Origin of the sequence: Microbacterium sp. bgisy207, from assembly GCF_965345035.1 — a bacterium.
In the GTDB taxonomy this organism is placed as follows: domain Bacteria; phylum Actinomycetota; class Actinomycetes; order Actinomycetales; family Microbacteriaceae; genus Microbacterium.
The window spans coordinates 1-13,687 of sequence record NZ_CBDRMG010000004.1; the positions used below are offsets into that span (position 1 = coordinate 1).

12 protein-coding genes are annotated in these 13,687 nt (G+C 66.7%); 6 read left to right on the forward strand and 6 right to left on the reverse strand.

Annotated features, from left to right (window positions below):
• From ACSGC5_RS04485 to ACSGC5_RS04500, 4 genes are all read right to left on the reverse strand, one after another.
• Positions 1–1,097: sugar ABC transporter ATP-binding protein (locus ACSGC5_RS04485; protein ID WP_434969418.1), on the reverse strand; the 1,097-nt coding region annotated here is incomplete at its 3' end.
• Entirely contained in the window at positions 1,094–2,155 is a 1,062-nt protein-coding gene (locus ACSGC5_RS04490; protein WP_434969419.1) for a zinc-dependent alcohol dehydrogenase, read from the reverse strand. The genes ACSGC5_RS04485 and ACSGC5_RS04490, both read right to left, overlap by 4 nt.
• Positions 2,156–2,200: 45 nt before the next feature.
• Positions 2,201–3,163, reverse strand: coding sequence for a transketolase family protein (locus ACSGC5_RS04495; protein WP_434969420.1), 963 nt, complete (start codon positions 3,161–3,163; stop codon positions 2,201–2,203).
• The gene (locus ACSGC5_RS04500; protein WP_434969421.1) at positions 3,163–4,038 is read right to left on the reverse strand and encodes a transketolase; all 876 of its coding nucleotides are present in this window, start codon (positions 4,036–4,038) and stop codon (positions 3,163–3,165) included. Before ACSGC5_RS04500 ends, ACSGC5_RS04495 begins: the two co-directional genes overlap by 1 nt.
• A 338-nt stretch (positions 4,039–4,376) precedes the next feature.
• Here ACSGC5_RS04500 and ACSGC5_RS04505 point away from each other — a divergent pair, with 338 nt between their 5' ends.
• From ACSGC5_RS04505 to ACSGC5_RS04530, 6 genes are all read left to right on the forward strand, one after another.
• On the forward strand, positions 4,377–5,873 hold the full coding sequence (locus tag ACSGC5_RS04505; protein WP_434969422.1) for an aldehyde dehydrogenase family protein: 1,497 nt from the start codon (positions 4,377–4,379) through the stop codon (positions 5,871–5,873).
• A 100-nt stretch (positions 5,874–5,973) separates the two neighbouring features.
• Complete coding sequence (locus ACSGC5_RS04510) at positions 5,974–6,516, forward strand: MarR family winged helix-turn-helix transcriptional regulator (RefSeq protein ID WP_434969423.1); 543 nt, start codon at positions 5,974–5,976, stop codon at positions 6,514–6,516.
• Positions 6,517–6,798: 282 nt separating this feature from the next.
• Positions 6,799–7,671 carry a methylenetetrahydrofolate reductase gene (locus tag ACSGC5_RS04515; protein ID WP_434969424.1) on the forward strand — a complete coding sequence of 291 codons (873 nt, stop codon included), beginning with the start codon at positions 6,799–6,801 and terminating at the stop codon, positions 7,669–7,671.
• A gap of 17 nt (positions 7,672–7,688) precedes the next feature.
• Entirely contained in the window at positions 7,689–8,561 is an 873-nt protein-coding gene (purU, locus tag ACSGC5_RS04520) for a formyltetrahydrofolate deformylase (protein ID WP_434969425.1), read from the forward strand.
• A 34-nt stretch (positions 8,562–8,595) separates the two neighbouring features.
• Positions 8,596–10,008 (forward strand): vanillate/3-O-methylgallate O-demethylase, encoded by a 1,413-nt coding sequence (gene ligM / locus ACSGC5_RS04525; protein WP_434969426.1) that lies wholly within the window; start codon positions 8,596–8,598, stop codon positions 10,006–10,008.
• Between the two features lie 130 nt (positions 10,009–10,138).
• Positions 10,139–10,732: a helix-turn-helix transcriptional regulator gene (locus tag ACSGC5_RS04530; RefSeq protein ID WP_434969427.1), complete on the forward strand. Its 594-nt coding sequence runs from the start codon at positions 10,139–10,141 to the stop codon at positions 10,730–10,732.
• Positions 10,733–10,755: 23 nt separating this feature from the next.
• Here ACSGC5_RS04530 and ACSGC5_RS04535 read toward each other — a convergent pair whose 3' ends face one another.
• Together ACSGC5_RS04535 and ACSGC5_RS04540 are read right to left on the reverse strand one after the other, a co-directional pair.
• A complete protein-coding gene (locus tag ACSGC5_RS04535; protein ID WP_434969428.1) occupies positions 10,756–11,658 on the reverse strand; it encodes a serine hydrolase in 903 nt (300 codons plus the stop codon).
• 48 nt (positions 11,659–11,706) lie between these two features.
• Positions 11,707–13,671, reverse strand: a complete 1,965-nt coding sequence (locus ACSGC5_RS04540; RefSeq protein WP_434969429.1) for a M13 family metallopeptidase — start codon at positions 13,669–13,671, stop codon at positions 11,707–11,709.
• Positions 13,672–13,687 lie beyond the last annotated feature (16 nt).

Here is a 13,687-nt window from a genome sequence, read left to right on the forward strand (position 1 = left end):
ATGTTGTCCTGGATCGACGCGGCCAGGATGACGCCCTGGCTGCGGCGTTCCTCAGGAACGAGGGCGACACCCGCCTCCAGCGCTCGACCGACACCCGGCGAGTGCGGCAGCGTTGTCCCGCCCACGACGATCTCACCACCGGTGTGCTTCTGCGCCCCCGACAGGATGCGCAACAGCTCGCTGCGCCCCGAACCGGCAAGACCGCCGATACCGAGCACTTCACCCTTGTGCGCGACCAGCGAGACGTCCTTGACGCGTCGCCCATCCAGATGGCGGACCTCGATCGCGACCTCATCGGTGGCTGTACCCCGCTCCGGGAAGAGCTCGCTCGCGTTACGGCCCACCATGAGGGAGATCACCTCGTCGATGTGGGAGTCGGCGACGTCCTTGGTCACGATATGGGTGCCATTGCGCATGATCGTGAGGCGATCGCACAGCTGGAACACCTCTTCGAGGCGGTGCGACACGTAGACGATCGCGACACCGCGATCCCGCAGCGCACGGAGCACCGCGAACAGCTCGACGATCTCGGTGTCGGTGAGCGACGCGGTCGGTTCATCCAGGATGAGGACCTTCGCGTCGGTCGCGAGTGCGCGCGCAAAGGCGACCATCGTCTGCTGCACCGGTGACAGGTCGCCGGCCAACGCGTTCAGCGGGATCTTGCGCTGGTTGATGCTCTCCAGCTGCGCCTTCGCGCGCTTGCGCATCTGACCCCACTGCACGATGCCGCCCCGGCTGGGGGTCTGCTCCCCGAGGAGGATGTTCTCGGCGACGCTGATCGTCGGGATGATCGACAGCTCCTGGTAGAGCGCCACTACTCCAGCGGCGTTCGCGACGCGCACGTTGGCGAACTCGACCTTTTCACCGGACCGGTAGATGGTTCCGCTGTCGGGTGAGTAGACGCCGGTCAGGATCTTGATGAGCGTCGACTTGCCCGCGCCGTTCTCACCGAGAAGCGCGTGGATTTCGCCGGGCAACACCGAGAACTGTGCGCGCTCGAGCGCGTGCACGCCGTCGAACCGCTTGATGATGTCGCGGGCGGCCAACGCCGGCACGTCGACGGGGCGCACCTCGGGGCGCTCCTCCAGAAGGGTCATGCGGACTCCTCGATGCGGTTGCAGCGGATGACGACCTTCGGGTGCTCACCGCTGACGTGCACGGCGAAGGCCTCGGACGCGTCATCCAGATCGAAGACCGCTGCCGTGAGCTCGTCGACATCCAGATGCGGCAGGATCTGCAGCGCCCTCGGGAAAGCGTAGGGCGAGACGAACACGCCCGTGAGCGTCAGCTCCTTCAGGTACAGGTAGTCGGACAGGTTCAGCGGCATCTCGAAGTCCGCGGGATACATCGCGCCGTAGACGACGGTGCCCCCCTTGGCGGCGATGTCGAGGATGCCCTTGACCGCACGGGTGGAGCCGGAGGCATCGATGACGACGTCGTAGCCTCGACCCTCCGTGATCTCATCCGTGCGCGCGAACTGGTCCTCGGCCACCGGATCGATGACGAACTCCGCGCCGTGACGCGCCGCCATCTCGCGGCGCGCGGCGATCGGCTCGATCATCGTGAGCGACGTCGCACCGTACATCCGCATGACCTGCAGCGCGAGCTGCCCGATCGGTCCGCCGCCGACGATCGCGACGCGATCACCGACGCGCACACGCGTCTTGTCGGCGATACGCACGGCCACCGACGTCGGCTCGAGGAGGCATCCCTTCAGGAGCGAGACGGAGTCGGGCAGCTTGAAGACCTGAGACTCGTGCCAGGTGATCGTCTCGGCCATGCCGGGACGGTTGTACTCCTGGATGTGCTCGCAGAACTGCTGCTTGCCCTCTTGGCAAGGGCGGCAGGTGCCGCAGAACCGAAGGAAGTTGCCCGCAACGCGGTCGCCGACCTTCAGCCCGTTCCGGTGTGCCCGCTCGCCGAGCGCTTCAACGACTCCCGACAGCTCGTGCCCGAGTCCGATCGGAACGTCCGTGCCGAAGTAGCCCTCTGCCAGATGCGGGTCCGAGCCGCAGATGGCGGCATAGGCGACCCGCACCCGGACGTCTTCCGGACCGAGCGGCTGCTCGGGGAAGTCCACCACCTCGACGCGGCCGCGCGTGCTCTCGTCGGGGTCGCGCAGACTCCCGATGCGAGTGACGGCTACGGTCTTCATGTGTCTCTCCGATAAGTCATGACCAGTAGGGGGGAACGCGATGGCTCAGCGAGCTGCGAGCGCGCGGCGCAGAGCCGACACGGTCGCCGAGAGACCGTAACCGTGCTTGTCACGCAGCTGCTCGTCTTCGCCGAAGCCGGCATAGACCTGCGGGATCCCGAGACGCTCGAACGAGGTGAGATGAATCCCGCGGTCGGCGATCACATCCGCGATGCGCGACGCGAGACCGCCGTACGCGAGGTGATCCTCGAGGACGACGAACCGGCCGCCGGTCTCTTCGGCACACTGCGCGATGAGCTCCTCGTCGATCGGCTTGAGCGTGAACATGTCCACGACGCGCACGGAGGCGCCTTCGCGCTCGAGCTCGTCCGCCGCATCCAGCGCCTGGGCCACCGTGGTGCCGTGGGTGAACAGCGTGACATCCGTGCCCTGACGGGCGACGATGCCCTTGCCGATCCGCACGTCGTGTTCGCCGGGCTCGTAGAGCACCTTGTCCTTCTTGCCGACGGCGAGGCGGATGTAGAGCGGTCCCTGCATCGTCATGGACTGACGGAGAATCTCGCCGACCATCAGCGGGTCGCCGATCGAGGTGACCGTCATGTTGGTCAGCGCGCACATGAGCGCGAGGTCCTCGACCGCGTAGTGAGTGGAGCCGCCGTTACCGACAAGTCCACCGTGCGTCCCGATGATCTTCACGGGGAGGTTGGGGTAGCAGACATCCGTCCGGATCTGCTCCAGCGCCCGCATGCTGAGGAACGGGAGCATGCCCGAGACGACCGGGATGTTGCCGTCATAGGCGAGTCCGGCGGCGATACCGACGCTTGCCTGCTCTGCGAGTCCCACATCGAGGAATCGCTCGGGGAACTTGTCGCGGAACTCCACGAGGGTCGCACCGATGTCCGGCGTGATCACCCAAAGGTTCTCGTGGGTGTCGCCGAGTTCGGCGAGGGTGGATCCGATGACGGACCGCGCCCCGAGGAACTCACCGAATGTGAAGGTGACAGGCATCAGGCGTTCTCCTTCTTGCGTGAGGATTCGAGCGCTGCCAGTGCGCGCTCGAGGTCTGCGGCGCCGAGCGAGCCGGCATGCCAGGCGAGGTTGCGCTCCATGAAGTCGACGCCCTTGCCCTTGATCGTGTCGGCGATGATCACCGTCGGACGGTTGCTGTCGGTCGGCGGCAGAGCATCGATCGCCGACACGAGCTGCTGCATGTCGTGACCGTCGATCTCGACCACGTTCCACCCGAAAGCGCGCCACTTGTCGGGGTACGGCTCGAACACGACGCGCTCCTCGGCCATGCTCGTCATGAGCTGGCGGTTGCGGTCGATGAAGGCGACCAGGTTTCCGAGCTCGTTGCTACGCGCCGCCATGGCGGCCTCCCAGACCGAGCCCTCACCGGTCTCTCCGTCGCCCAGAAGGCACACGACACGGTGGTCTGCGCCGCGGCCGCGGGCACCGAGTGCCATGCCGACCGCGAGCGGCAAGCCGTGGCCGAGGGACCCGGTGGACGCTTCGACTCCGGGCAGCTGCACCTTGCACGGGTGCATGCCGTACGCGCTGTCGAGTTGACCGTAGGTGTCGACGATGCCTTCGTAGGAGAAGAATCCGCGCATCGCCATGGCGATGTACATGCAGACGGCGGCGTGCCCCTTGCTCAGCACGAAGCGGTCGCGCTCGGGGTTGGCGATGTCACTGGGATCGACGTTCAGGCCGTAGTGGAACAGCGCCGTGAAGATGTCCGCCGACGACAGGTCGCCGCCGATGTGGACGGCGCCCTCGTAGGTTCCGCACAGCTGCAGCAGCTTCTGGCGCAGCTCGAACGCGAGATCCTCAAGCTCCGCGACACTCGGACGCTCCAGCGCTGCCAAGGTCGTTCGACCCATCACATGCCTCCTCATCGATGACATGAGAGCGAGTGGACGAAGGGGTCCTCATCGACTCTCGATCGTTGTACGCACCCCGTTCGGGTGGCGACGGAGTGAACGTAGCACGAAGTCATTTACAAGTAAACAGGAATGCACCTAAACTCGTTAGCGAGTCATCGGAGCTCCTTCCGGCGTGGAAACACCCCGGGGTGGCGACGGACGCCGCGGTCTGGGATCGAACGACATAGGTGCCGAACGGGACGCAGCGCACGACAATAGACTCACGCCGCCTGGCGTGAGGGATGCATCCGCATCCGTTCAACAGAAACAGGCAAGACAACACAGAGAGGTGCAGGATGTCTGACACGTTGACGCAGGCCGGTGTACGTACCGGACTGTTCATCGGTGGAGCCGAGCGGTTCACCGACGAGACGCTCAAGATCGCCGACCCCGCCAAGCCCGGCGTGGTCGTGGGCGAGGCCGCGTCGGCTTCGACACAGGATGTCGCGGACGCTGTCGCCGCGGCCAAGGAGGCGTTCCCGGCATGGGCGGCTCTGGGCGCGAAAGAACGCGCGCGCCTGATGGCAGAGGCGATCGCAGGCATCGCTGACGACCGCGACGAGGACGCCGCCATCCTCTCGCAGGAGAACGGCAAGGTCCGCTTCGAGGCATGGGTGGACGCGCTCGTGTTCGAGATCCGCTGGAACCTCGCGCTCATGTTGGCCGACGAGGTCGACACCGACCACACGCTCCCGGCCGTTCCGGGTGCGATCCCGGTCGACACCAAGGTCTCGTACCAGCCGCTGGGTGTCACGACGATCATCGTGCCGTTCAACTGGCCGATCGCGATCCTCGGCGCAGCTTTGCCCCACGCACTCCTCGCCGGAAACACGGCGATCGTCAAGCCCCCGCTGACGGCGCCGCTCGCGACCGCGAAGCTCGTGCAGCGTGTGGCCGAGAAGCTGCCGCCGGGCGTGCTCAACATCGTCACCGGCAAGGACGAGAACATGTCGGGGCTGATCCAGAACACCGACATCGCCAAGGTCTGCTTCACCGGATCGGTGGGCGGTGGCAAGCGGATGATGGAGATGGCCTCCAAGACGCTCACCCGCGTCACCCTCGAGCTCGGCGGTAACGACGCGGCGATCTTCCTCGAGGATGCCGTCATCGACGACACCCACCTGGACCGCCTGTACGCGGCGATCTACGACACGACAGGCCAGATCTGCATGAACGCCAAGCGCGTCTACGTGCACCGGTCCCGCATGGATGAGCTCGTCGCCGGCCTCTCGGCGCGCCTGGAGAAGGTCGTCATCGGCTACGGACTGGACGAAGGGACCACGATGGGCCCGCTGCACTCGTCGGCGCAGAAGGCGTTCGTCGAGGAGCTCATCCAGGAGGCCAAGGATGCCGGCGCGGACGTGCGCGAGTTCGGCGAGCTTCCCGGCGGCGAGCTGGCGGGCGGCAACTTCCTGCGCCCCGCGATCGTCGTCGACCCCGACCCGAACCTCCGCGTGGTGACCATGGAGCAGTTCGGTCCGGTCATCCCGATTCTTCCGTTCGACACGGAAGAGGAGGCGATCCGTCTTGCCAACGACACGTGGGCCGGTCTGTGCGGTTCGGTGTGGACGGCAAGCCCTGAGGCGGCACAGCGCGTGGGCGGCGCCCTCGAGTGCGGCTACGTCTGGGTCAACGACCACGGCGCGACCCGCCTCGACCTGCGCGCACCGTTCGGTGGCATGAAGCAGTCGGGAATCGGGCGCGAGCAGGGCATCGAGGGCATCCGTGCCTTCCAGGACACCCGCTCCATCGCGACCATCGACCCCGAGGCTCTCGCGGCGATGGCCCACTGAGAACACACCATCCGTACGGGGTTCGGTCCGCGCAGGACCGAACCCCGTACGCTGGGCACATCCTTCGCCGAGGTGCCCGACAACACCGAGAGGAAGCCACGTGACGAATGCGAGCCGACGATTCGGGCGTTTCCATGAAGACGACGTCGTCACGGAACCTCTCAACGACACGATCGACCCCGAGAACTTCACTCCGCGTCTGCTCGCGCTGCTCTCCAACGCCCTCGTGTGGCGGGAGTCGCAGGAGATGCTGCGGCGCTTCGATCTGGGCACCAACGACTGGCGCGTGCTCTCGGCGCTCGGGCTGCGGCCGGGTGCCTCGGCTACCGAGGTGTCAGACTTCCTCGGGGTGAACAAGGCTGTCGTCTCCAAATCCGTCAATCGGCTCGTCGGGCGTCACCTGATCGTCTTGATCGACGGCCCCCGCGGGTCCCGGCCGATGTTCCTCACTCGTGAGGGTGCGCAGATGCACGGGGAGATGCTTCCCGTCTCCCTCGGCGGGCACGAGATCATCACCTCGGACATGTCCGACGCCGAGGTGGACCAGCTCAACGAACTTCTGCGCACGATGCTGTGGCGACTCCGGACGTCGCAGCTTCTGGATGCCGAACTCGCGCTCGACGCGGAGGCCTCCGCCTCCTGACAGCCCGTCAGCTCCGCCATCACCGCCGCCGCGCTCGCGAACGGGGAGTGACCGGTGCGATTGACGCGGGTGCGGTGGGTGCGGCCCTCCCCCGTCGCGCGAGCACGAGGGAAGAGGTGACTGCTCATCACCTCTCCCGTCGTCGTCATGGTGTTCCGCCGCGGCGCGTGTCTCTCGCGCGGCCACTGCGTTGTCGCCACCTCTGGACATTGCCTATGTCCATAGGTAAAATCGCGGCATACTGCAATGACGCACTCTTGGCAGCGGAAAGGACCACTCGCCATGGCTCACGCCACATCGACTCCGACGGAGTCGGCCAAACAGCTCGTTGAGGGCTACTCCCTGGAGATCACGGGAAAAGAGAAGGACGTGGTCGGCCTCACCGAGGCCGCCTCGCTCATCCCGCAGGGCACCAAGGTCAACGTCACCTTCCTGGGCAATGAAGACCTGCAGATGCGCGTCGCCGCAGCCAAGGCCGTCAAGGGCCTCGGATTCGTGCCCGTCCCCCACATCTCTGCGCGCCGTCTGGCCTCTCAGGCTCAGCTTGAGGAGTTCCTGGACGCGCTCGCCGAGATCGGTGCGACCGAGCACGTGTTCGCCGTCGGCGGAGACCCGGCTACGCCCGAGGGACCGTACCCCGACGCCCTCACGATGATCCGCTCCGGCGTCCTGCAGCAGTACGGCGTCAAGGAGGTGTCGATCGCCGGATACCCCGAGGGTCACCCCGACATCGCCACCGACGTCCTCTGGCAGCACCTCGAGGACAAGTCCGCGGCGCTCAAGGAGCAGGGACTGGATGCCGTCATCCTGACGCAGTTCAGCTTCGACACCGACCCGGTGATGAGCTGGATCAAGGGTGTGCGCGACCGCGGCATCGACACACAGATCCGTCTGGGCACTCCCGGCCCCGCAGGCATCAAGCGGCTCATCTCCTTCGCCTCCCGCTTCGGAGTCGGGGCGAACGCGATGATCGTGAAGAAGTACGGCTTCTCCCTGACCAACCTGATGGGCTCGGCCGGGCCTGACACCTTCGTGTCCGACCTGGCGGCGCTGTTCGACGCAGACCCGAGCGTGGGTGCCGTCAAGCTGCACATGTACACGTTCGGCGGCCTCGAGGCTACCGCGACATGGGCTCGCGACTTCATCGCGAAGTGAACGGAGGACCTGACGCCATGACGGTACACAACGAAGCGCTGCGCGATCACGCGTGCCTCATCGTCCACGGACCCGACCAGCCTGGCCTCGTCGCGGCGGTCACCGGTCTGATCACGCGCCACAAGGCGAACATCGTGAGCCTCGATCAGTACTCCGACAACCCCGAGGGTGGGGCGTTCTTCCAGCGCGTGGTGTTCCATCGCCCCGATCTGACCGCCCGGTTCCACGAGATCGAGAGCGATCTTGCCGAGACCCTCGAACCGTACGGCATGACCTGGCGCCTGACCGACCAGTCGATTCCGAAGCGGATGGCGGTTCTCGCGTCCACCTCGGACCACTGCCTCCTCGACCTGCTGTGGCGCCACCGCCGCGGTGAGCTGCCAGTGACGATCCCGATGGTCATCTCCAACCACACCCGCATGGCGGAGGACGTCCGCAGCTTCAGCATCCCGTTCTTCCATGTGCCCTCGCAGGGACCGGACAAGTCGGCCGCGGAAGCCGAGATCCTCAAGCTCCTCGCGGGCAACGTGGATTTCGTGGTCCTCGCCCGGTACATGCAGATCCTCTCCGAGGACTTCATCGAGAAGGTCGCGGTGCCGGTGATCAACATCCACCACTCGTTCCTTCCCGCCTTCATCGGCGCAGGCCCCTACCGCAAGGCCAAGGAACGCGGCGTCAAGCTCATCGGCGCGACGAGCCACTACGTCACCAAGGACCTCGACGAGGGACCCATCATCGAGCAGGACGTCGTGCGCGTCACCCACGCCGACACGGCCGCCGACCTCCAGCGCCGCGGGGCGGATGTCGAGCGCGCCGTGCTCTCGCGGGCAGTGCTCTGGCACGCGCAAGACCGCGTCATCCGTCACGGCAACCACACCGTCGTCTTCTGACCCCGACCATCACCACACGAAAGAAAGGTTCATCGTGGCACCTAAGAATCTGCAGGAAGTCATCGACGCGGCGGGCTCGCCGGTCGAACTGCTGCGCAACTCCCAGATCGGCTCGTACATCTACCCCGTCGTGCCGGCCGACTTCACCAACTGGATCAAGGAGCAGAAGGCATGGCGCGACACCGCCGTGCTCTACGACCAGTCTCACCACATGGACAACGTGTTCCTGAAGGGCTCTGACGCGATCAAGCTCATCTCGGACACCGCGATCAACTCGGTGGCGAACTTCGCCGTCAACAAGGCCAAGCAGTACGTGCCGACCACCGCCTCTGGTCACGTCATCGGTGACGGCATCCTGTTCCGCGAGGCCGAGGACGAGTACGTCTACGTCGGCCGCGCGCCCGCCTCGAACTGGCTGATGTTCCACGGCGAGACCGGCGGCTACCAGAACCTGGAGATCGAGGTCGACCGCCGCTCGAACTCGCGCCCCTACGGTGACGCCGTCTCCCGCAAGTACTACCGCTTCCAGATCCAGGGCCCCAACGCCTGGGCCGTCATCGAGAAGCTCAACGGCGGACCGCTCGAGAAGCTCGGCTTCTTCAACATGTCGCAGATGAAGATCGGCGGCATGAACGTGCGCACCCTGCGCCACGGCATGGCCGGCGCCCCCGGGCTCGAGATCTGGGGTCCCTACGCCGACCACCACAAGATCCGCGACCTCATCGTCGAAGCGGGTGCGGAATTCGGCCTGCTCCCCGTGGGTTCGCGCGCATACCCGTCGAACACGCTCGAGTCGGGCTGGATCCCCTCGCCGCTTCCCGCGATCTACACGGGCGCCGAGGAGCAGGCCTACCGTGACTGGCTGCCCGCGAACTCCTACGAGGCAACCGGGACGCTCGCCGGATCGTTCGTCTCCGAGAACATCGAGGACTACTACCTGACGCCGTGGGAGCTCGGCTACGGCTCGTTCGTGAAGTTCGACCACGACTTCATCGGTCGCGACGCGCTCGAGAAGATGGACCCCGCCGCCCAACGCAAGAAGGTCACGCTCGCCTGGAACGCGGAGGACCTCGGCAAGGTGTGGACGTCGCTGCTGAACGTCGACGGCCCGAACTACAAGTTCTTCGACCTGCCGCTCGCGAACTACGGCTCGGCCAACTACGACGCCGTCGTCGATGCCGACGGCACCGTCGTCGGGTACTCGATGTTCACGGGCTACTCCTCCAACGAGCGTCGCGGTCTGTCGCTGGCCACCGTGGACCCGAACGTTCCCGAGGGAACCGAGCTGCGCGTGGTCTGGGGTGAGCCGAACGGCGGCTCGAAGAAGGCATCCGTCGAGCCGCACGAGCAGACCGAGGTGCGCGTCGTCGTGAGCCCCGTCCCCTACTCGACCGTCGCTCGTCAGACCTACCAGGGCGGCTGGCGCACCGGCTACAAGAACGACTAACCCCCGAACCCGCGAGACTGCACCCTGCCCGCGAGACAGCACCCGCAACACGCTGTCTCGCGGCGCAGGTGCAGTCTCGCGGCGTCTCGGTAGCATCACGGGAGCGGAATCGACAGAAGGGAGCACGCTCGTGAGCCTTCGCTATGCGTTGTTGGCGCTCCTTCGCGTCGGTCCCCTCTCGGGGTACGAACTGGCCAAGCAGTTCACGCAGTCGGTCGGGCACGTATGGCACGCGCCCGACTCGCAGATCTACCCCGAGCTCAGGAAGATGGAGGCCGCCGGTCTCGTCGAGGCCGAGGAGCAGACCCGCGGCGAGCGCGGTACGCGCCGGATGTACCACGTCACGGATGCCGGAGACCGCGCCTTCCTCGACTGGATGGCGTCACCGCTGGAGTATCAGCGAGTACGAGACCCCGCGCACCTGCGCGCCGCGTACCTGGAGTCTGCCTCGCCGGAGGCGGCACGCGCGTTCCTTCGTCACCACATCGAGCAGTGGGAGGGCGAGCTCGAGCAGTGGGAGGGCGAACTGCGCAAGATCGACCACGTCGATCCTCCCAACCCCATGCTCGAGCGACGACTGAAAGCCACGCCCGTCGAGGATCACGAGCGCATCGTCGCGTTCAAACACTTCGCCTACGAGGGCCTGGTAGACCGCGCGAAGGGCGAGATCGCATGGGCTCAGCGGGGCCTTGCGCTCCTCGACCGGCTCGACGCAGGACACTGAGCCGCGGAGCGGCGCGAGGGGCGTCAGTACACCGCCTCCATGAGGTCTGCACCCAGCACGCGGAACGCGTCGTGCACGCGGAGCCGGTCCAACGGCGTCTCCTCCGTGAACTGCACGATCATGGCGTACGCGACACCGGTGCGCGACCCGGCGAGCACCCCGGCCTCAGCACGGATGCCGTGGTCGCGCCCGGTCTTGTTCACCAGCAGGAGCTGATCAGCCGCACCCCCGTGCGCAAGGGGGTCGGCGCCCGTGGCGGCGGCGGCAAGGCCGAGGTCCGCGTTCAGCCCCAGCCATCCGATGACTTGAGCGCTGACCGAGGCAGAGACCGCGCGGCCATTGGCGAGTGCCGAGAACAGTGTCGTCAGATCGCGGGTCGTGGACAGCGCGAGGTGGGGGGCATCATCGGGCCCGCGGTTCTCACGGACGCGATCGAGTAGCGCCGTGCGGGTGAGACCGAGCTGATCGATGCGCTCACGCACCGGGTCGAGTCCCACGAGGTCGATGAGCGCATTGGTCGCGAGCGGATCCCCGAGAGCCGCCGTCAGCACCGCGAGATCGCACACGGCGAGCTCGGAGGTGGCGAAGTGACGCCACACCCCTGCGGAGATGTGCTGCTCCGCGGGGGGCCGCTTCACGGATCCGGTGGCCTCCAGCCTGCCCGCCTCCATGGCTGCCGACGTCTCGATCAGCAACGGCACCACGCCGAGCTGCGCGATCGGCAACGTGACGAACGCGTCACCCATCACCAGGTCGGAGCCTCGATCGAGATCGGTGACACAGACCGACACGCGGCCGCCGGTGCTCGCGATCTCCTCGAGCGCGTGCATCGTGGCGGCGAAGGTCGGAGCGCGGCCCCCGGCGTGACGAGAACGCCGAGAATCCGCGCGATGCGCAGCGCGCGACGTGCTGGGTGGTGTGCCCACCGGCGGGTCCTTCCCGTGTTCGGGTGGGGGGATTCTAGGCGATGAGATTCACCAGATGGTGACGCGCTCGGCGGGGTCGAGCCACAGGTCATCCGTCTCGGTCACGCCGAACGCGTCGTAGAAGGCGTCGACGTTGCGCACAATCTGGTTGCAGCGGAACTCGTTCGGCGAGTGCGGGTCGATCGTGAGCAGCCGGATGGTCTCGGCATCCCGTCCCTTCTGTTGCCAGATGGCGGCCCAGCTCAGCAGCAGACGCTGGATGCCGGTGTACCCGTCGATGACGGGAGCGGGCTCGTCGCCCAGCGAGATCGCGTACGCCTTCAAGGCGATGCCGAGCCCCCCGAGGTCGCCGATGTTCTCCCCGATCGTGAGAGCACCGTTGACGTGGTGCTGGCCGTCCAACCCCCTCGGCGTGAGGGCGTCGTACTGGGCGATGAGGCTCTTCGTGCGTTCCTCGAAGGCGGCGCGGTCGGCATCCGTCCACCAGTCCCGCAGAGATCCGTCGCCGTCATAGCGACTTCCCTGGTCGTCGAAGCCGTGCCCGATCTCGTGCCCGATGACCGCGCCGATGCCGCCGTAGTTGGCCGCATCGTCCCGATCGACATCGAAGAACGGGTACTGCAGGATTGCCGCGGGGAAGACGATCTCGTTCATGAGCGGGTTGTAGTACGCGTTGACCGTCTGCGGGGTCATGAACCACTCATCGCGATCGATCGGCTGGCCGACCTTGGCCAGCTGACGATCGTGTTCGACGATGTGGGCGCGCCGCGCGTTACCGACGAGGTCGGTCGCGTCGATCTCGAGCGCGGAGTAGTCCTTCCAGCGCACCGGGTACCCGACCTTCGGGGTGAATGCGTCGAGTTTCGCCAGCGCGCGATCCCGCGTCTCGGGCGTCATCCACTCGAGCGAACGGATGCTGCGCCGATACGCCTCGATGAGGTTGGCGACCAGTTCGTCCATCGCCTCCTTGGCAGCAGGCGGGAAATGCCGCTCCACATAGACGCGGCCGACGGCCTCGCCCATCGCGCTCTCGACGAGGCTCACACCCCGCTTCCAGCGCTCGCGAAGCGTCGGGACGCCGGTGAGCTGCGTGCCGTAGAACGCGAAGTTCTCGGCCACGAACTCGTCCGACAGCAGGGGCGCCGCGCCGCGCACGATCGCGAAGCGCAGCCATGCCTTCCACTGGTCGAGCCGGTCGGGCACCAGCAGCGCGCCGAGCGATTCGACGAAGCTCGGCTGGTAGACGACGACCTCATCGAACGCCGTCTCCTTCCCCGGCGCGAGGGCGGCGAGCCATGGCGTGAGATCGACGCCGGCTAGCTGGAGGAACTCCGTCCACGTGCGCAGGTTGTAGGTGGCCACCGCATCGCGGCTGCGGACGTTGTCCCAGTGGTGAGAGGCGAGCTCGGTCTCGAGGGCGACGACCCGGTCGGCCTCCGCGGCGGCATCCGGAACGCCGGCGAGGGTCAGCATCCGTTCGACGTGCCCCCGGAACTCGCGACGGGTGTCGGCGAAGTTCTCGAGCCGGTAGTAGCTCTCGTCGGGAAGCGACAGCCCGCTCTGGACCACGAACGGGACGTAGCGCTGGGGGTTTCCCGGATCGGGCTCGACGTACAGGCCGAACAGCCCCGAGACGCCATCGCGCTCGAGGGCGCCGAGAGTGCGCAGCAACCCGTCGACGGTGTCGATGCCGTCGACGGCGGCGAGCTGGCCGGCGATAGGAGCTGCCCCGAGCGCCGCGATGCGCTCGGTGTCCATGAAGCTCGTGTACAGGTCGCCGATCTTGCGGGTCTCGCTCCCCGGCTCTGCCGCGACCGCCTCCTCGATGATGACCCGCACGTCCTTCTCCGCCTGCTCGGCGAGGAGGTGGAAGGACCCCCACCGCGCCTTGTCATCCGGAATCTCAGTGCGCTCGATCCACGCGCCGTTGACGTGGCGGAACAGGTCGTCTTGGGGGCGGATGTCGGGCGAGAGGTCCTCGAGGGGAAGCCCCGAGACGAGCGCGTCGGTCATGCCTCCCAGGATAAGC

Coding starts and splice junctions, on each gene's coding strand:
- ACSGC5_RS04490 (WP_434969419.1), bottom strand. CDS start 2,155: ATGAAGACCGTAGCCGTCACTCGCATCGGGAGTCTGCGCGACCCCGAC.
- ACSGC5_RS04495 (WP_434969420.1), bottom strand. CDS start 3,163: ATGCCTGTCACCTTCACATTCGGTGAGTTCCTCGGGGCGCGGTCCGTC.
- ACSGC5_RS04500 (WP_434969421.1), bottom strand. CDS start 4,038: ATGGGTCGAACGACCTTGGCAGCGCTGGAGCGTCCGAGTGTCGCGGAG.
- ACSGC5_RS04505 (WP_434969422.1), top strand. CDS start 4,377: ATGTCTGACACGTTGACGCAGGCCGGTGTACGTACCGGACTGTTCATC.
- ACSGC5_RS04515 (WP_434969424.1), top strand. CDS start 6,799: ATGGCTCACGCCACATCGACTCCGACGGAGTCGGCCAAACAGCTCGTT.
- purU (WP_434969425.1), top strand. CDS start 7,689: ATGACGGTACACAACGAAGCGCTGCGCGATCACGCGTGCCTCATCGTC.
- ACSGC5_RS04540 (WP_434969429.1), bottom strand. CDS start 13,671: ATGACCGACGCGCTCGTCTCGGGGCTTCCCCTCGAGGACCTCTCGCCC.